This is a genomic window from Gluconobacter albidus (genome assembly GCF_002723915.1).
Taxonomy (GTDB): Bacteria; Pseudomonadota; Alphaproteobacteria; order Acetobacterales; family Acetobacteraceae; genus Gluconobacter; species Gluconobacter albidus.
The window spans coordinates 280,118-297,563 of sequence record NZ_BEWL01000001.1 but is presented as its reverse complement, the minus strand read 5'-3'; the positions used below and the strand labels follow the sequence as shown (position 1 = coordinate 297,563).

Sequence of the window (17,446 nt, the reverse complement as noted above, 5' to 3'; positions counted from 1 at the left end):
CCGGAACCTCCGGGCCCGCAACGCCTCTCAGGGCATGTCCAGCCGGACCGAAACCGGGCAGTGATCCGAAAGTCCGGCGGGGATCGTATCGTTTCTGTAAGTCATGACCCGCAGGCTGTCCGGCACGAGCCAGTTGCGTGCGGCATTGCCCAGCAGGATATGGTCGATGAAATATTCGCCGCCCCAGCAGGGACTGGCCTTGCCCGCAGTCGTCAGTGTCACGGGCGTTTCAGTCTCGATCTGCTGCATCAGGGGGTCATGCAGCGTCAGGCGCCGGTTGAAATCTCCTAGAACGGCATAGGCCTCGCCCTCGTCCTGTCGTTCGAGCATCCAGTCCTGCATAACGCGAACCTGCTGGTACAGGGTAGGGCAAGAGTGCTGACGCTGGTTCAGCGGCTGGTCCCAGCATCCCGTCTTGAGATGCACGACAAGCAGGCGCAAACTAGCATGCGCGTCGCTGATGGTGACATCCAGCCCGCCGCGGAGTTGATGGGGCGCGCTGGGTGCCGCGACATTGAGGGCAGAGAGTTCTTCATTGACTGTTACACGCAGATCGCGCCGTACGGCGACCCCCACCCTCTGCACCACCGCATCAGGCGTCATGACGATCTGGTATGTTTTGGGGCTGAAAACGCGGGAAGCGACGATCGGACCGTCCACTTCCTCAAAGGCCACAACATCTGAATCCAGATGCCTGGCATAGGCCGCGAGCTTTGAAAAATTGCGATGCTCTCCACCTGGAACATCATCGGGCAGCGCCTCATCGCCCGAAGGGCGCAGGGTCAGCCAATCCATGTTCCAGGTCGAGAGTTTCAGAATATGTGCTGAAGCCGTTCCCATGCTGCCGATCCCGATGAGACCGGCCAGCATGGAAGCAGTGGCCTGTTTCAGGCCGCCTGTCCTTCGGTGGCGCACATTTCCTCAAGCACGTTCTCGACGGAGCGTGTCTTGCGGGTGCTCTCATCAATGATGAGGATCTCGCCCTTGGGAATATCGTAGAACCAGCCCTGAAGCTTCAGTTCGCCCTGCGCCAGTGCCCGTACGACGGCAGGGTGGGTGCGAAGATGCACAAGCTGGAGCATGACGTTGTATTCGGCCAGAGAACGGATATCTTCCGGACCGGCATCTTCGGCCTTGAGATTCCCAAGGGCCGCACGGGCCGCTTCGCCATGACGCATCCAGCTCTTGACCGTCGGAAGATTGTCCAGCTTTGGGGAATTCAGATCCATCAGGGCGCCCATGGCGCCACAGTTGGAATGCCCGCAGATAATGACGTTCTTCACCTTGAGCGCACCGACCGCATATTCGATCGCGGACGACACTCCGCCGAGCATCTCGCCATAAGCCGGCACGATATTGCCGACATTGCGTACGATGAACAGCTCACCCGGCTCTGTCTGGGTGATGAGACTTGGGCTGATCCGGCTGTCTGCGCAGGTGATGAACAGGGTTGATGGAGACTGGCTGGAGGCCAGGCTCTCGAACAGTTCCGCACTCTCGGGATAAACGTCGGTTTCGAATTTCCGGACGCCGCCCAGCAGTTTCGCCAGAGTATCACGACCACAGGCCATGGTGTTCTCCTTCATCTTGAACTACCGGGCAGTTAGAAGGCTTTATCAGGACAGGTAAAGCATGATTCCGGCCAACCCATGCTTTGTCACTGCCCTGACATACCATGATGCGATTGCTTATGCTGCTCCCAATGTCGTGCGCAGCATTGCAAAGACCACATCCGCATTGGCATCCGGACCGCCAGCCTGAGCCATATCCGGCCGTCCACCGCCGCCTTTTCCGCCCATCAGGGCAGATGCCTCGCGCACGAGTTTGACCGCATCCAGACGGTCCGTCAGGTCTTTTGTTACGGCAATCACAATACTGCCACGACCATCGGCATTGGACATCAGCGCCACCACGCCGGACCCAATCTGCTGGGAGATGCTTTCTGCCAGTCCTTTGAGCTCCTTGGGGCTGACATCTCCCAGATCGCGCGCCGAAAACGTGATGCCGTTGATGCTTTCCGTGGCGCTCGCTCCTTCGCCGGTCGCAAGCTTGCGCTGAAGATCGGAAACCTGCGACGTCAGGGATTTGCGCTCTTCCAGCAGTGCTGCCACGCGGGCGGCAGCGTCGGTCACGGGAACCTTGAGCAGATCCGCGATCTGCTTCAGCCGGTTCTCGGTTTCCAGTGCCAGCGCTTCCGCTGCCAGACCACAGACCGCCTCGATCCGGCGTACGCCAGCCGAGACACCGCTTTCCGACACGATGCGGAACGGTCCGATTTCGCCCACGCGGCCCACATGCGTGCCACCGCACAGTTCGATGGAATAGGCCGTACGATCATCGTCGCCCTTGCCCATCGACACCACGCGGACCTCGTCGCCGTATTTTTCGCCAAAGAGCGCCATGGCGCCTTCCGCAACGGCTTCTTCCTGCGTCATCAGGCGCGTCTCGACCGGAGCATTCTCGCGGATGCGGGCATTGACCTCCGCCTCGACTGCGGCAAGTTCCTCATCCGTCAGCGGACGTGGCTGGCTGATGTCGAAGCGCAGACGCTCCGGTGCATTCAGACTGCCCTTCTGTGTGACATGGGTTCCGACCTGGCGGCGCAGGGCTTCATGCAGCAGATGGGTCGCGGAATGGTGGCCACGAACCGCTGTGCGACGGGCATGATCAATTTCGGCATGAACCGCCATGCCCGGCTTCAGCGTACCTTCGACAACCTTGCCGTAGTGCACGATCAGATCGCCGTTACGCTTCTGCGTATCCGTAATCTCGACGCGCACACCCGGAGCCGTCAGCGTTCCATGATCGCCGACCTGACCGCCGCTTTCGCCATAGAATGGTGTCTGGTTCAACAGGATCGCAACCGTGTCGTCGCCGGCAGATGCCGAAGCCAGTTCATCGTTGCCGCGGAAAATGCCCTGCACTTCCGCATCGGCCTTTTCCGAAACATAGCCGAGGAACTCGCTGGGGCCGTGCTTGTCCCGCGCATCGAACCAGACCGTCTCGGCAGCCGTATCGCCCGAACCGACCCAGGCCGCGCGCGCGCGCTTGCGCTGTTCGGCCATGGCAGTTTCAAAGCCGCTTTCGTCAACCGTGCGTCCCTTTTCGCGCAGGGCGTCCTGCGTCAGATCGAGGGGGAAACCGAACGTGTCATACAGTTTGAACGCCACATCACCGGGAAGGGCTTCCGTCTCGCCCAGACGATCCAGTTCGTCGGACAGCAGCGTGAGACCGCGTTCCAGAAGGGCTGTGAAGCGTTCTTCTTCGCCTTTCATCGTCTGGGTAATGAGTGCCTGATGCTGAACCAGTTCGGGATAGGCCGCGCCCATCTGCTGGATCAACGCCGGGAGCAGACGATAAAAGACGGGTTCTTTCGCGCCCATCATATGCAGATGGCGCATGGCGCGGCGCATGATACGGCGCAGCACATAGCCACGCCCTTCCTTGGATGGCAGGACGCCGTCGGCGATCAGGAAAGCGGTAGAGCGCAGATGGTCGGCGACAACGCGATGGCTGGACTTGAAAGCACCATCCGCGTCCTGATGCATGACATCGGCCGAGGCTTCGATGAGCGCTCGCATTGTATCGGTATCATAATTGTCGCGCTTGCCCTGCATGATCGCGGCAAAGCGCTCCAGTCCCATACCGGTATCAATGGAAGGCCGGGGGAGAGAATCACGAGAACCGTCCGGCTGATCGAGGAACTGCATGAACACGAGGTTCCAGATCTCGACAAAGCGGTCGCCATCTTCATCCGGGCTTCCCGGAGGACCGCCGAACACGCTGTCGCCATGATCGTAGAAAATCTCTGAACACGGACCGCACGGTCCCGTATCGCCCATCCGCCAGAAATTGTCGGACGTGCCGATGCGGATGATCCTGTCATCGGACAGGCCAGCAATTTTCTTCCACAGTTCTGCTGCGTCTTCGTCTTCCGCATAAACGGTGGCGAGCAGCTTGTCCTTGGGAAGGCCAAAATCGCGGGTCAGCAGCGTCCAGGCGAATTCAATGGCTTCGGGCTTGAAGTAATCCCCGAAGCTGAAATTTCCCATCATCTCAAAGAACGTATGATGGCGCGCCGTGTATCCGACATTGTCGAGATCGTTGTGCTTGCCGCCTGCGCGCACGACTTTCTGCGCCGTGGTTGCGCGGGAATAGGGGCGGGTTTCCTGACCGGTGAAGACGTTCTTGAACGGCACCATGCCAGCGTTGGTGAATAGCAGGGTCGGGTCGTTCTGCGGCACGAGGGACGCCGAAGGAACGATGCGGTGGCCCTGCGCACCGAAGTATTCGAGAAAGGCCGATCTGATATCGTTGGTGCTGGTCATGATAAGGGAGCGTCAGTTCCGGGAAGACAGGGAAATATGCTGTCTGTCCTAGACTATTGTGGCCGCCTTGGAAATGCAGCCGTCAGTCAATGCGGTCATGCGATCTGAGGCTGTGATCCTGAAGGCCCGACAGGTCCGGTTCGGGTTCCGGTGCTGTCAGTCCGGCGGCGGGGATTTCTACAGCCATCTGCACGAGTTCCAGCGGAGTTTCCGGCGTCTGAGCACGAAAGACGAGGCGTCTCGAAAGATTGAAATTGGCCACCATGCCGCACAGCGCTCCCGCCGCCAGCGCCAAGGCAGGAAAATGCACGGTCAGCGGAACCGTAGCGTATAGAAGGAAAACCATTCCGCGGTTGAGGAGAAAGCCGAACGAATTGGCCAGCAGGAATCGGAGCCATTGCAGGATCATGTGCTGGTTGTCGGCGGCTGAGAGCCGGAAAGTCCAGAAGCGGTTGAGGCACCAGTTTCCGGTGGCCGCGACGAAATAGGCAATCAGGGTCGCTGCGATCAATCCTGTCGGCTGGCGCAGCAGGGAGACGGTTCCCCAGTCCACAAGAAATCCGATTGCACCCACGGTTCCAAAGCGCAGGAACTGGTCAATGACTTCCGGGCGGCTGCGCGGATAAAAGATACGGCTGCGTCGCAAGGAGTATGTCTCCGGTGGGGCGGGTTGGGATGGCTCTAGCGTGCTGGGAAAGAGGCATGCAAGGGCGTTCTGTTTTCAGTCCACATGAGCGCATAAAAAAGGCGCCCCGAAGGACGCCTTTTTTCCGAAACCGAAGTCGAAGACCCTGGCGTCAGATCATGTCTGAATTACTTCAGGATGATCTCGACGCGACGGTTCTGCGGCTCGCGGGTGTTCGGGCCGGTCGGAACCAGCGGGTTGGACTCGCCGTAGCCGTGGATGTCGATGGCAGCAGCCGGAACACCGTCACGGATCAGTTCAGCCTTCACGCTGGAAGCGCGACGGTTGGACAGGGCGAGGTTGTACTTCTCGCCGCGCGGGCCCGGATGGGCAGCGGAGTTATCCGTGTAGCCGTTGACTTCGATGCGCGTCGTCTGGACGTGCGTGGAAGCCTGAGCTGCCTGGGCAACGATCTCACGGGCGCGGCCCGTCAGGTCAGACTTGTCCCAGTCGAAGAACACGAGATACGTGCGGGCCGGGGTCGGAGCCGGCGGAACGATGACCGGAGCCGGCGGCGGCGGCGGGGGAGCCGTGTCGAAGGCATAACGCAGGCCCAGGATGAACTGGTGCGAGAAGCGCTGGTCGAAGTTCACGTTGCCCTTGTGGACGCCAGAACCGTTATACGCCGTGGAGCGATAGGGGCCGTCCGAGAACGTCTGACCGATGAAACGGTATTCGGTGGTGACAGCAAGGCCCGGAACATTCGGGATGTCATAGGCTGCACCGACGATGCCCTGGTACGCGAAGCTGCCCTGCGTTCCGCCCATGCGGTTCACATTGCCGTTGTCGTACTGGGTCGTGGTCGGGTTGTAGTGCTGCCACAGGTAGCCAGCGCCAACACCAACGAACGGCGTGACAGGAACGTTCAGGCCAAAGTTGGCGAGATCAATGTCATACAGGACATTGACGAGACCGCCATAGGCCTGATCGGAACCACGGGTGGAACCCGTTGCTGCAGTGTGGGCGCGGTGGTTGATCTGAGAGTAGTTGTACAGACCCTCAACTTCAACGCGCAGACCATTGCCGAAGCCCCAGCCGAATGCACCGAAACCGGTGAAGCCGTCATGGTGACGGTACTGGGAGCTGGAACCGGCATTGCTGCCTGTGCCATCGGCCTGTGTCGTCGGCGAGAAGTGACCGTGCTGGTTCTGGACCAGATTGTACCCACCACCCAGGTCGACATAGGGGCCGGTGATCGTGCTGGCCATGGCAAGCGACGGTGCGGCGACCATCGACGTCATGGCAAGGAGTGCCGTGCGGAGACGCATGTTTTCGTCCTCTTAGTGACTAACGTTCGAGCCGTTGGAAAATGCTTTCACCAACGGACCCAGCGCGATGCATAAGCGCATATAGAACTCAGAGTTCCCGGCGACAAAGCCACTCAGGGGGTTCCAGCTCTACTCGGGGAAGGGGAGTGACATAAAAGCCACAATCCATTTCGCCCGCTTCACGATCTACGCCTCGCGTCTATGCTGCCTTAGCTCAAGGTTCCAGCCGACGCCAGAGCCTCCCGCAGAAAGCAGCTATGCAAAAGCGGTGGCAAAACAGCTATTTAGCCGAGGTATGACGAAATTTTAACATTCATCACGGACGGCAACCCTCGCTTACGAGCAGATTACGCACTGTTTCTGCGGGAATTTCGCGTGTGGAGAAGGCTTTCCCGATCCCGCGCAACAGGACGAACGCAACCTTTCCGTCCTGCATTTTCTTATCCCGAGTCATGTGGTGCAGAAGTATTTCTGCCGAGAACGAGTCCCTGAACCAGTCAAAGCTCACCGGCATACCCAAACTGCGCAGATGCCGGTCCAGTCGATGCAGGTCTTCGACGGGGGCATAACCCAGCTCCACGGAAAGCGCCATCGCCAGATGAATGCCGATTGAAACCGCTTCGCCATGCAAAAGACGTCCGTCATATTCCAGTTCCGCTTCCAGAGCGTGACCGAAAGTATGCCCCAGATTGAGTAGGGCGCGTCCTCCGACAGAAGCCTGTTCCTTTTCGTCGGCAGCCACGACGGCCGCTTTGAAAGCACAGGCGCGGCGCACGGCTTCCGCAAGAGCCGCGGGATCGCCTTCCAGAACATTCTGTCCGTAGTTTTCGCACCAGGCGAACAGGTCCGGATCTGCGATCAGGCCGGATTTGACGATCTCGGCATATCCGGCAATGCGCTGACGTCTTGGGAGGGTGGCCAGGGCGGACGTATCTGCCAGAACCGCGACAGGCTGATGGAACGCCCCGATCAAGTTCTTGCCTGCCGCTGCGTTGATCCCGGTTTTGCCTCCGACGCTGCTGTCCACCTGTGAGAGCAGCGTTGTGGGGATCTGCACGAAAGGCAGTCCGCGCAGGGCCGTAGCTGCAACGAAACCGGCAAGATCTCCGACCACGCCACCTCCCAGCGCCACAATGGTCGTCTTGCGCTCGATGCCCGTGGATAGAAGCCGGTTCATCACATCGGCGTAGCAGGCGAGGGATTTGCTCTCCTCGCCGCCGGAAACCGAAATCACGTCCGCACGGATGCCCGTTTCTTCGAAAGACGCCAGCAGACGCGGCAGATGCAGGCCGGCCACGATGTCGTCAGTAATGACGACCACGCGTTTCTGGGGGAGATGCGGGGCGAGCAGCGCGCCGGCACGGGAAATGAGATCAGGCCCGATCAGCACGTCATAGCTGTGATGGCTGAGCGAAACATGCACCGTCTCCGGCCTGCGATATTCCTCCAGAACTTCCCGTACCCGATGCACGCCCTGTTCCACGGTTTCGTCTCCACAATCGATAATGATGTCTGCTTCGGCGTAAACCGGATAGCGCAGCCCGACGAGCCGCTCCAGAACTTCGTCGGGACGTCCCTGGGCCAGGAGCGGTCGCCCCGGGCGGCCTGCAACCCGCTTGACCAGCACATGCACGGGCGCGCGCAGCCAGATCGAGACCGCATGACGGCGCACCAGCCGACGGGTTTGGGCGTCCATCCAGGCACCGCCTCCCGTTGCAAGGATGCACGGTGGCCCATCAAGAAGGCGCTGGATGACGCGCCGTTCCCCGTCCCGGAACGCGGCTTCGCCATGTCGGGCAAAGATTTCGGGAATCGAGCTTCCGGCAGCGCGTTCGATCTCGACGTCGGCATCGACGAAGGGCAGGCCGCAGATCTGGGCGAGACGCCGTCCGATAGTGGTTTTGCCAGCCCCCATCATCCCGACGAGGACAACCGTGCGCGACGGTATGCCATCGGATGAGAAAAAGGGTTCCGACTTGGCTGAAAGGGAGAAAGGCAGGCGTGACATGCCCTGCTACCTATCATAGGAGAAGGGGCACGTCCTGCCCTCACTTCGAGACCTTTTCCATGGCCAATATTGATCGTTCCATTTTCCGCCTGCCGTTCATTGGCGGAGCTATTGCCGTCCTTCTCGTTCTGGGGGCTGGCGGAGCGTTTCTGCGTCTGGGCATGACTGCCACTCCGCCGGAGCAGACCATGGTGCACAAGGATCTGTCGGGTGCGGCTTTCGCAAGCTCCACCGCGCCGCAGGCAGAACTTCCGGCCATGCCGCCCGTGCCTGCAGCCCAGACCGCGGTTCAGACGACGGCCCAGAGCCCGGCTGCTTCTGTTGTTGCATCTGGAACGACTCCGGCAGCCCCGGCTGCTGCTACTGCCGCCGCGCCCCTGACCCCTTCGACTCCACTGCCAACAATGCCTGCTCCCAAGGCTGCTCCAGCGCAGTCCATGCCTGCCGCTCCGGTCGCACCGGTTTCCGCTCCCCGACACTGAGCATCCTGTCGTGTCGCGCTCCGGTGACGGCAGGCATGTCGAGGCCTTCCTTGAAATGCTGGCTGCCGAGCGCGGCGCGGCGCTGAAAACCCGACAGGCTTACGCCTCCGATCTCTCCGATTTCGCGGCGCACTGCGCGCCCGTGTCCCTCTGCGACGCGCAGGGGAGGGAGGTTCAGTCCTATCTGGCCGAACTGTCCCGCGCCGGTCTGGCGGCACGAACCGCAGCGCGACGGCTGTCCTGTCTGCGTCAGTTCTATCGTTTCCTGATGCTCGAGTCGGTGCGGGAAGACGATCCGACCGAACGGCAGCAGGCTCCTAAAATTGGGTCTTCCTTGCCCAGACCGCTCGACGAGGCTGAAATCCGCCTCCTGCTCGAAACCGGCACGCAAGGACATGAAAACGAACGCCGGGACGTCGTCTCCCGGGCTGCGCTGGAACTGCTTTATACGACGGGGCTGCGCATTTCCGAGCTTCTCGCTTTGCCAGCGACCTGCGTCCATGTGCGCGGCCCCATGCTGCTGGTGCGGGGCAAGGGCGGACGGGAGCGTCTGGTGCCTCTGTCCCGGAGCGCGCGGGAGGCGGCCGACCAGCTTGTGCATTTTGACAGGGATCTGGGAAGTCCGTGGCTTTTCCCGGGACGCAATCCGCAAAAACCTCTGACGCGGCAGGGATTCGACAAGATCCTGCTCGCCTGCTCCCTCAAGGCCGGTGTCGACCCCGACCGCGTCAGCCCGCATGTTCTGAGGCATTCTTTTGCCAGTCATCTTCTGGCGCATGGGGCGGACCTGAGGGCGCTTCAGATGCTGCTCGGGCACGCGGATATCGCGACGACCCAGATTTATACGCAGGTCATGTCCGAACGTCTGCGACAGGCTGTGAGCGCGCATCATCCGCTCGCCCGCAAAGGGGCATCTGCGCTCGCGGAAGACTGACAGAAGCATTCCGCCTGTCTCAGGGACTGTTTCCCGGCGCGCAGGCGTGCTATCGGGCGGCCATGCGCCAATTCCTAGATTTCGAGAAGTCGGTCGCCGAACTCGAGACCAAAATCGACGAACTCCGCCAGATGGGCAGCCAGGGCAAGGCCTCAGGCACCAGCGGCATCAATATCGATGACGAGATTGCCCGTCTGTCCGAAAAGGCCGACAAGCAGCTCCGCTCAACGTACTCCAAGCTGACGCCGTTGCAGAAAGTGCAGGTGGCCCGTCACGCCCAGCGCCCCAAGGCACTGGACTACGTGCGTCTGCTGACGACAGACTACACCCCCCTGTCCGGCGACCGCGCCTTCGGTGACGATGACGCCATGATCGGTGGTCTGGCCCGTTTCCGCGGAGAGCCGGTCGTCGTTGTCGGTACCGAGCGTGGTCACGACACCGAGACGCGCCTGAAGCACAATTTCGGCATGGCCCGTCCCGAAGGTTACCGCAAAGCACAGCGCCTGATCGAAATGGCCGGACGCTTCGGCCTGCCGGTTCTGAGCTTCATCGACACTGCGGGTGCCTGGCCGGGAATCGACGCCGAAGCGCGCGGACAGGCCCAAGCCATCGCGAAGTCGATCGACGTGTGTCTCAAGGCGCCCGTACCGCTGATCGCGACCGTGATCGGCGAGGGTGGTTCGGGCGGCGCCATCGCCATCGGTGCGGGTGACCGCATCCTGATGCTCGAACATTCGATTTATTCCGTGATCTCGCCGGAAGCCGCAGCTTCCATTCTGTGGCGGGATCCGAAGCTGGCCCCTGCCGCCGCAGAAGCTCTCAAGCTCACCGCGCAGGATCTTCAGTCCCTCGGCCTGATCGACCGGATTGTCCCCGAGCCCATCGGTGGCGCCCAGCGCGCGCCGGAAGAAGCTGTAACGGCTATCGGGAATGCGATTTCCGAAGAACTCGAGTCCCTCAAGGGACTGACAGGACCGGCGCTGATCCAGAAGCGTCGGGACAAGTTCCTGTCCATGACCCGCACACCTCTTCACTGAGGTCTTCATGAAAGCCGCTGCTTCGTGCAGCGGCTTTTGTTTTTTCAGGCCGTCTGTTTGTGTGGAGGCTCACCCAACAGGGGTTCACGTCCATGCGCCATGATGAGATCATGGACCGCCTGTGCGGCCTGACCGACGATCGCGTTGTCATAACCCTTGGCCACGAGGGCTACGCCACTCGCCCCATCCGGCAGGTGATAGGGATAGGAGCCGAGATCAATCGTCGGAAAGTTCTCCTGCAACGTTGCCAGATCGGACGCGAAATCGCCTTCCTTCAGTCCCGCGGCATGCCAGCTTGCGGAAACGAGGGGCGCGCCCTTCTCCATCTGTGGAACCAGCCATGCGACCATGGAGGCAAAAATCGACGGCACTCCGGCCATCACATGCACATTGCCGATGCTGAAACCGGGCGCTACGGAAACCGTGTTGAGGATTGGCGTTGACCCTTCCGGTAGATAGGCCATGCGCTGACGGGCGACATTGAAGCGATCCGCCCCAAGCGCTGCCTCCAGTAACCGGAAGCTTTCCTCATGTCGGACCAGTGGTGCCCCCATGGCCGTGGCGACGCATTCGGCCGTGATGTCGTCATGCGTCGGCCCGATCCCGCCTGACGTGAAGACGACATCGAATGCCGCGCTACACTCCCGGACGGTCCGGACGATCCAGTCTTTGATATCGGGAATGACACGGACTTCCATGAGCCGGATCCCCTGCGCGTTGAGCGCCTGAGCCAGAACGCGCGTATTGGCGTCCTGTGTGCGTCCCGAGAGAATCTCGTTGCCAATAACGAGAAAACAGGCAGTTTTTTGAAGCATCTGTCCGCTCCTGATAGTCTTCGCCACAGAACGTAACGGGTCGTCCCGCGTTGTCGAGAACAAACCCGTCCCGCATTTTGGTTTTCATCAGGAGAAACCATGACCACCAGCCCGCTCCATCAGCCCGAATGCCTCCTGGATCTGCGTGCAACACTCGGGGAAGGCCCGGTCTGGATTCCAGGCGAAAAATCCCTTTATTTCGTCGATATCCCCGAAGCGAGGATTCACCGTTTCACGCCCGAGACAGGGGCTCATGAAAGCTGGAGTGCGCCAGACCGTGTGGCCTTTCTCCTGCCGGTCGAAGATGGGACGTTTCTGGCGGGCATGCCTGACGGTCTGCGCCGTTTCGACCCGCGAACAGGTGCTTTCTCCGATCATAAATTTGTTGAGCCTGAAAAACCCGGCAACCGCCTGAATGACGGCTGTGTCGATCCGCAGGGGCGTCTGTGGTTCGGGACCATGGATGACAGCGAGGAGCAGCCTTCCGGCTCGATTTATCGCGTTATGCATGAAGGGAACGGCCTGAACATAACCCATCATGATGAAGGTTATACCGTTTCCAACGGGCCTGCCGTGTCCCCATGCGGGAAGACGCTTTACGTCTGTGACAGCCCGGAACAGACGATTTACGCCTTTGATATCCAGTCCGATGGCGAACTCGCGAACGAGCGGGTTTTTGCGCGGCTGGAACAGGGATATCCCGACGGAATCGTGACCGATAACGAGGGCACGGTCTGGTCCGGCGTATGGGGTGGCTCGCGCATTATGCGTTTCAAGCGGGATGGCACGGAGCTTTCGTCTATTCCCATGCCGGTTACAAACGTGACCAAGGTCGCGTTCGGTGGCGACGACCTGAAGACCGTTTTCGTGACAACGGCACGCAAAGGACTGGATGCCGAAACGCTTGCGAAGGAGCCGCAGGCCGGTTCGCTGTTCGAGTTTCGCACGGATGTCGCAGGTGTGGACCAGCAGGTTTTCCGTCTTAACGGCTGACCTAGCCCAGAAGCTCCTGCAAAAGCGGGATCAGCGGAAGGTCCGGGTCCGGCATGGGATAACGGCCCAGATCGGTGGCGGCCACCCATTCCAGCGTCTGACCTTCACGCGGGGTGGGAACACCCCGCCAGCGCCGCACCACATAAAGCGGCATCAGCAGATGAAACGGTCCGGCATTTTCGCTGACGAACGTGAACGGCGCCAGACAGGAACCGGTCAGATCCAGTCCGAGTTCCTCGCGCATTTCCCGGATCAGCGCCTGCTCTGGCGTCTCATCACGCTCGACCTTGCCGCCGGGGAATTCCCAAAGTCCTGCCAGACGTTTGCCTTCCGGTCTTTTGGCGAGAAGAATCCGTCCCTGCGCGTCCAGAAGTGCTGCGGCCACGACCAGCAGCGTACGCGGCTTAGGTGGTTCCATAGCGACAGGAACCGCTTCGGCCGGCGGCACAGGAGCTTCAGTTGGTGGCTGCGCTTCCAAAAGAAATGTCGTCCGGGGCAGTTCGAGCAGATCAATCGGACAATCCTGCCCGCGTGACACGAAGCGTCGGCTGGATGTGCCCGTTTTTGCAAAACCAAGTTTGGTCAGAACCGCCAGAGAGGCTGCATTGTCCTGCGCCGCATCTGCTGTGATTTTCTCCAGCCGAAGGACCGTCAGCCCCCATTCGATCACGCGCCGGGCCGCCTGGGTGGTGAGGCCCTGTCCCCATGCGCTCGGAGCCAGCCAGTAGCCCAGCGATCCGGAACGCCGGTCGTCAGACAGCACGAGACCGATTGCGCCCAGAAGCGATCCATCACGGGTGATGGCGAAATGATGCGCGCTGCCCTGCGCGCTGTCATGACGGGTGGAGTCGATCCACTGTTCCGCCAGATCGCGCGGATACGGAAAGGGGAGGCGACTGAGCATCCGCACGACGCTCCAGTCATTGATCAGACGATGGACGGCCGGGGCGTCTTCCGGCTGCAGGGCGCGCAGAACGAGGCCCCCTGCCTTGAGTTCAGGTGTCATGTCAGGATTGTGAAACCTGCTGGTCTGTAGGTTTGTCGGCTTGAACGCCGCATCGGGCCAGAAGCCGGCGCAGCATGTTGATGACCGGGAAGACTTCCTGATTGCGGTCGCCGCCCTGTTCGTTCCACGCAGCCTGTTCCAGCTCCACGATGTCCCGGTCTTCCTTGAAGATCCGCTCCGTGAAAGCAACTAGGAAGGGCCAGGCGATGTCCAGAACCAGCTTGGCCTTCGGGCGACGGATCGAGAGCAGTCCGAAGACACGGCAGGTCTTCTGTTCCACATCCTGCGGGACATAGACGATCCACAGATCCATGACCGGCGGTTCGTCGCCCGTGGCGATGCGGAGTGTCTGGTACGGATATTCCGTCCGGATCGTCATGACGTCTTTATGGGCGTATTTCTCGCTCGCGTCGCGGCGCTCGCCGAAAATGAACGTCTCGCCCCAGGGCTGCTTGCCGCCGGTACGCGCGAAGCTGTAGCGCGCCTCGACCAGTGTGGGTTCGTCCCGCCCGCCCAGAAAGCGGGGTTTCATCTGGCCCATCTGCTTCATGTGCATGAACTGATGGTTCATATCCATCAGGTTTTCATGCATGAAACTGTAATGGCACGCGACCGTCTCGCCGAAACGGCGCGTCTTGTATTCGGGATTGCCAACCGATCCCATCTGTGGAAACGGCGTGCTTTCGGCTTTCGCGGGATCGCCCGGGAAGATGAAGATCAGGCCGCCTTCTTCGCGGCACGGATAGGTTCGCACGCCGTTCGGCAGTTTGCCCTTGCCCAGATACGGCACGTCGATGCATCGCCCGGAGCGTCCATAGGCCCAGCCATGATAGCAGCACTGCACCGCTTCACCGCTGACCTTGCCGAGGCTGAGCGGCACCTGACGATGTGCGCACCGGTCTTCCAGCGCAAACACGCTCCCATCCATCGGGCGCACGAGTGCGATCGGCTGCCCGGCATAGCGCGTGCCAATGGTCTTGCCGCGCCTGAGTTCGCGGGACCAGGCGACCGGATACCAGTAATCGGGGTTGGCCAGAACGCGCCGAAGATCTCCTGTCTTGCGGACCACATCCTCGACTGGAGAATATTCGCCGATATTCGGGTCGATCACCCGATCTGTGCCCGAAGGAGAGTTTTCGGCAGCAGAAGAGACAGAAAGCGTCTGCGACATGAGTATCCTGATCCGTAATGAAACCGCGACATCGTCTTGCTGAGAGTGAACCTAACAGGCAAAGCCCCCCTACAGGAAGCGATCATTCATGCCCGCAGAGCGCGTCTTTCCCGCAACATGCGGCACAAAAACCACCGTTTTCGTGTCATTGAAACATCATCTAGCAATGCTGGCGCTTTCCGCAGTGTGCAGGCACGTTTAGGACACCGCTTCCCAAAGTTTACAAAACCCAGATTCCGGAGTTTCGTCCACGGTGCGAACCAGATCCCTGCTGCTTTCCTCCATCGCACTGTTTGCAGTCCGCCAGTCAGCTCTGGCGGCAGGGCATCAGCCCCTTCCTGCAGCGGATGATGCTTCGCCGGTTTCGGTGTCCGCGCATCCGGCAAAGCATCATGCCCCGAAAGCTGTTTCTGGCGCATCTGCACGGAATGGCGCGGAGCACGCCGCACCGGTTCGTCGCAAGGCCGGAGCTCTGGAATCCCGCGCGACCGAAAGTGTCGCCGTCACGGGGCGGCAACTGACGGGCCGTGACGCCGAGCAGGCTGTCTCGAAAGCCATCATGCGCCAGTACGTCCCCGGAACCAGTGCCTACAAGATGCTGGACCGCACGCCGGGCGTGAGCTTCACTTCCACCGACCCGTTTGGTATCGACAGCTTCGGCGCCAATCTCTACGTGCGCGGGTTCTTCATGAATCAGATGGGGGTGACGGTGGATGGCGTTCCCCTGAACGACCAGACCTACCAGTCCGTCAGCGGCATGAGCCTGGCCTCTGCCATCATTCCCGATGACATCCAGTCCATGCGCATGTCGCAGGGCGCAGGCTCCGTTGAGCTGCCCTCCATGAACACGCTGGGCGGGACGATCCAGATCGGCTCTTCGGATCCCGACGATAAACGCGGTGGCAAGGTGAGCCAGTCCTTTGGCAGCTATGGCTCCTACCGCACCTATGTCCGTCTGGATTCCGGCAAGCTGAACCAGACCGGCACGAAGCTCTATACCTCCTATGCCCGGACCGACGAGGGCATGTGGATGGGCAGTGGCGACCAGTTCATGCAGCAGGTCGATGCTAAGCTCGTACAGCCGATCAATGAACGCAGTCGCATGTCGGCCTTCTTCAACTGGTCCAGCCTTGCGCAGTGGAACTATCCCGATACGTCCATCGGCATCCTGAAGAACCTTGGCTGGCGTACACCCCATCTTTATCCGAACTATGGTCTGGCTTACGGCATCGCCAATGGGACGCGCCCCTATCCGGCGGGTTACAACAGTGTTCCGGGTATCGATGGCTCCAATATCGCCATGTATGACGGCGGTCAGGCCGAAACCAATTACATGGGCGGGCTGCATTTCGATCTTGCCCTTACCGACCACCTGACCTGGAACACCACGCTCTACGGCCACAGCCAGACCGGCTATTATAGCTATACCGACAGCGACCCCGACGATCAGGTCGAGGACGGCGCACCCCTGTCCGAGGAAGTCTGGCAGAACCGTCAGGAACGCTACGGTTTTGATACCAGCCTGCGCTACAAATGGGGCCGCCATACGATCGAAGGCGGTGTCTGGTACGAGAACAACAACCAGCAGGCAGGTCTTTTCAATTACCGCCAGCCGCTTCTGGGGCAGGGTGCACCGCTCAAGGCCGTCGGGCCTTATGACGTTTATGGCCCGGCCTACCTGGAAGGTTACAACTTCCAGTGGAACACCAATGTCATGCAGTTCCATCTTCAGGACAGCATCCAGCTTGCTGAAGGCCTGACCCTGCATGTCGGTTTCAAGTCCATGACCGCTACCACATCCGGCGGTGCGCAGTATAACAATGCTGACTGGACGGGTGCTGACGCCCTGCCGAACGGATCGCTGACGGCGTCTCAGGCCTTCCTGCCACATGTCAATCTGGACTGGCACATCAACCGCCACCACGAGATCTATGTTGACGTGGCCGAGAACATGCGCGCCTACGAGGTCTCGGCCTATGGTGTCGCAAACTCGGTCTATTCCGTGCAGGATCAGGCGACGTTCCAGGCGCAGAAGAAGTCTCTAGAGCCGTCAAAGGCCTGGGTCTATCTCGGTGGTTATCGCTATTCGTCGAAGCTCCTTCAGGTGAACGCGACGGTCTACCACGCCAGCCTGATCCACCCGATCCTGGCCGCGGCCGTTGGCTCTCTGACCAACCCGGTCTCGCAGGTCATTGATTTCGGCCATATCTCCATGACGGGTGCGAATGGCGACATCACCATTACCCCCATCGACGGCCTGAGCATCAGCAATAACCTGAGCTACAACAAAGGTACCTACGATCGGAACGTCGATACGGTCGGCGGCTATTACGCGCTCGCGGGCAAGAATATCGTGAACTATCCCGCCTGGATGTACAAAACATCGGTTGCCTATAGCTGGAAGGGTATGACAGCGCATTTCGATGCCAACTACTACAGCCGCCGCTATTACAGCTTCATGAACGACACGTCGATCGGCGGCTACTGGCTGGCTAATGCCGGTGCGCAGTATCGTTTCGGCAAGCTCAGCGTTCTCAAGGATGTCACGGCGAGCTTCAATGTCTACAACCTGTTCAACACCAAATACATCTCCATGATGGGTGAGAACGATAACCCCGCTGTGGGCGATTACCAGTCCATGGAGCGCGGTGCTGTCCGCGAATTCTTTGGCACCGTCAGCGCGTCATTCTGAACGACGGGCAAGGCAGGCGGAGCTTCG

At 60.4% G+C, this 17,446-nt stretch carries 14 protein-coding genes; 5 read left to right on the top strand and 9 right to left on the bottom strand.

Going from position 1 to position 17,446, the window contains the following annotated elements:
* Positions 1-27: 27 nt before the first annotated feature.
* From GAL01_RS01415 to aroB, 6 genes are all read right to left on the bottom strand, one after another.
* Complete coding sequence (locus GAL01_RS01415) at positions 28-870, bottom strand: exonuclease/endonuclease/phosphatase family protein (protein ID WP_062033625.1); 843 nt, start codon at positions 868-870, stop codon at positions 28-30.
* Between the two features lie 17 nt (positions 871-887).
* The gene (locus GAL01_RS01410; protein ID WP_062033621.1) at positions 888-1,571 is read right to left on the bottom strand and encodes a carbonic anhydrase; all 684 of its coding nucleotides are present in this window, start codon (positions 1,569-1,571) and stop codon (positions 888-890) included.
* A gap of 117 nt (positions 1,572-1,688) precedes the next feature.
* Positions 1,689-4,328: an alanine--tRNA ligase gene (alaS, locus tag GAL01_RS01405; protein WP_062033619.1), complete on the bottom strand. Its 2,640-nt coding sequence runs from the start codon at positions 4,326-4,328 to the stop codon at positions 1,689-1,691.
* Positions 4,329-4,410: 82 nt separating this feature from the next.
* Positions 4,411-4,974 (bottom strand): GtrA family protein, encoded by a 564-nt coding sequence (locus tag GAL01_RS01400; RefSeq protein WP_062033617.1) that lies wholly within the window; start codon positions 4,972-4,974, stop codon positions 4,411-4,413.
* 167 nt (positions 4,975-5,141) lie between these two features.
* A complete protein-coding gene (locus GAL01_RS01395; RefSeq protein ID WP_062033616.1) occupies positions 5,142-6,281 on the bottom strand; it encodes an OmpA family protein in 1,140 nt (379 codons plus the stop codon).
* A gap of 316 nt (positions 6,282-6,597) precedes the next feature.
* Positions 6,598-8,289, bottom strand: coding sequence for a 3-dehydroquinate synthase (gene aroB / locus GAL01_RS01390; protein ID WP_082790820.1), 1,692 nt, complete (start codon positions 8,287-8,289; stop codon positions 6,598-6,600).
* 59 nt (positions 8,290-8,348) lie between these two features.
* Here aroB and GAL01_RS01385 point away from each other — a divergent pair, with 59 nt between their 5' ends.
* The 3 genes from GAL01_RS01385 (at position 8,349) to GAL01_RS01375 (ending at position 10,742) form a co-directional block, all read left to right on the top strand.
* Positions 8,349-8,771, top strand: a complete 423-nt coding sequence (locus GAL01_RS01385) for a hypothetical protein (RefSeq protein ID WP_062033613.1) — start codon at positions 8,349-8,351, stop codon at positions 8,769-8,771.
* A gap of 10 nt (positions 8,772-8,781) precedes the next feature.
* Positions 8,782-9,705: a tyrosine recombinase gene (locus GAL01_RS01380; protein ID WP_082790819.1), complete on the top strand. Its 924-nt coding sequence runs from the start codon at positions 8,782-8,784 to the stop codon at positions 9,703-9,705.
* Between the two features lie 62 nt (positions 9,706-9,767).
* Positions 9,768-10,742, top strand: coding sequence for an acetyl-CoA carboxylase carboxyltransferase subunit alpha (locus GAL01_RS01375; protein ID WP_062033608.1), 975 nt, complete (start codon positions 9,768-9,770; stop codon positions 10,740-10,742).
* 44 nt (positions 10,743-10,786) lie between these two features.
* Here GAL01_RS01375 and GAL01_RS01370 read toward each other — a convergent pair whose 3' ends face one another.
* Positions 10,787-11,557: a competence/damage-inducible protein A gene (locus GAL01_RS01370; RefSeq protein WP_062033605.1), complete on the bottom strand. Its 771-nt coding sequence runs from the start codon at positions 11,555-11,557 to the stop codon at positions 10,787-10,789.
* 99 nt (positions 11,558-11,656) lie between these two features.
* On the opposite strand from GAL01_RS01370, the gene GAL01_RS01365 reads away from it, so the two are divergent.
* Complete coding sequence (locus tag GAL01_RS01365) at positions 11,657-12,550, top strand: SMP-30/gluconolactonase/LRE family protein (RefSeq protein ID WP_062033602.1); 894 nt, start codon at positions 11,657-11,659, stop codon at positions 12,548-12,550.
* 1 nt (position 12,551) lies between these two features.
* On the opposite strand, the gene GAL01_RS01360 is transcribed toward GAL01_RS01365, so the two are convergent.
* Positions 12,552-13,556 carry a bifunctional GNAT family N-acetyltransferase/(deoxy)nucleoside triphosphate pyrophosphohydrolase gene (locus GAL01_RS01360; RefSeq protein ID WP_062033599.1) on the bottom strand — a complete coding sequence of 335 codons (1,005 nt, stop codon included), beginning with the start codon at positions 13,554-13,556 and terminating at the stop codon, positions 12,552-12,554.
* 1 nt (position 13,557) lies between these two features.
* Positions 13,558-14,727, bottom strand: coding sequence for an aromatic ring-hydroxylating oxygenase subunit alpha (locus GAL01_RS01355; RefSeq protein WP_174694415.1), 1,170 nt, complete (start codon positions 14,725-14,727; stop codon positions 13,558-13,560).
* Positions 14,728-15,199: 472 nt separating this feature from the next.
* On the opposite strand from GAL01_RS01355, the gene GAL01_RS01350 reads away from it, so the two are divergent.
* On the top strand, positions 15,200-17,419 hold the full coding sequence (locus tag GAL01_RS01350; protein ID WP_373317726.1) for a TonB-dependent receptor: 2,220 nt from the start codon (positions 15,200-15,202) through the stop codon (positions 17,417-17,419).
* Positions 17,420-17,446 lie beyond the last annotated feature (27 nt).

Coding starts and splice junctions, on each gene's coding strand:
- GAL01_RS01415 (WP_062033625.1), bottom strand. CDS start 870: ATGCTGGCCGGTCTCATCGGGATCGGCAGCATGGGAACGGCTTCAGCA.
- GAL01_RS01410 (WP_062033621.1), bottom strand. CDS start 1,571: ATGGCCTGTGGTCGTGATACTCTGGCGAAACTGCTGGGCGGCGTCCGG.
- alaS (WP_062033619.1), bottom strand. CDS start 4,328: ATGACCAGCACCAACGATATCAGATCGGCCTTTCTCGAATACTTCGGT.
- GAL01_RS01395 (WP_062033616.1), bottom strand. CDS start 6,281: ATGCGTCTCCGCACGGCACTCCTTGCCATGACGTCGATGGTCGCCGCA.
- aroB (WP_082790820.1), bottom strand. CDS start 8,289: ATGTCACGCCTGCCTTTCTCCCTTTCAGCCAAGTCGGAACCCTTTTTC.
- GAL01_RS01385 (WP_062033613.1), top strand. CDS start 8,349: ATGGCCAATATTGATCGTTCCATTTTCCGCCTGCCGTTCATTGGCGGA.
- GAL01_RS01375 (WP_062033608.1), top strand. CDS start 9,768: ATGCGCCAATTCCTAGATTTCGAGAAGTCGGTCGCCGAACTCGAGACC.
- GAL01_RS01370 (WP_062033605.1), bottom strand. CDS start 11,557: ATGCTTCAAAAAACTGCCTGTTTTCTCGTTATTGGCAACGAGATTCTC.
- GAL01_RS01365 (WP_062033602.1), top strand. CDS start 11,657: ATGACCACCAGCCCGCTCCATCAGCCCGAATGCCTCCTGGATCTGCGT.
- GAL01_RS01360 (WP_062033599.1), bottom strand. CDS start 13,556: ATGACACCTGAACTCAAGGCAGGGGGCCTCGTTCTGCGCGCCCTGCAG.
- GAL01_RS01355 (WP_174694415.1), bottom strand. CDS start 14,727: ATGTCGCAGACGCTTTCTGTCTCTTCTGCTGCCGAAAACTCTCCTTCG.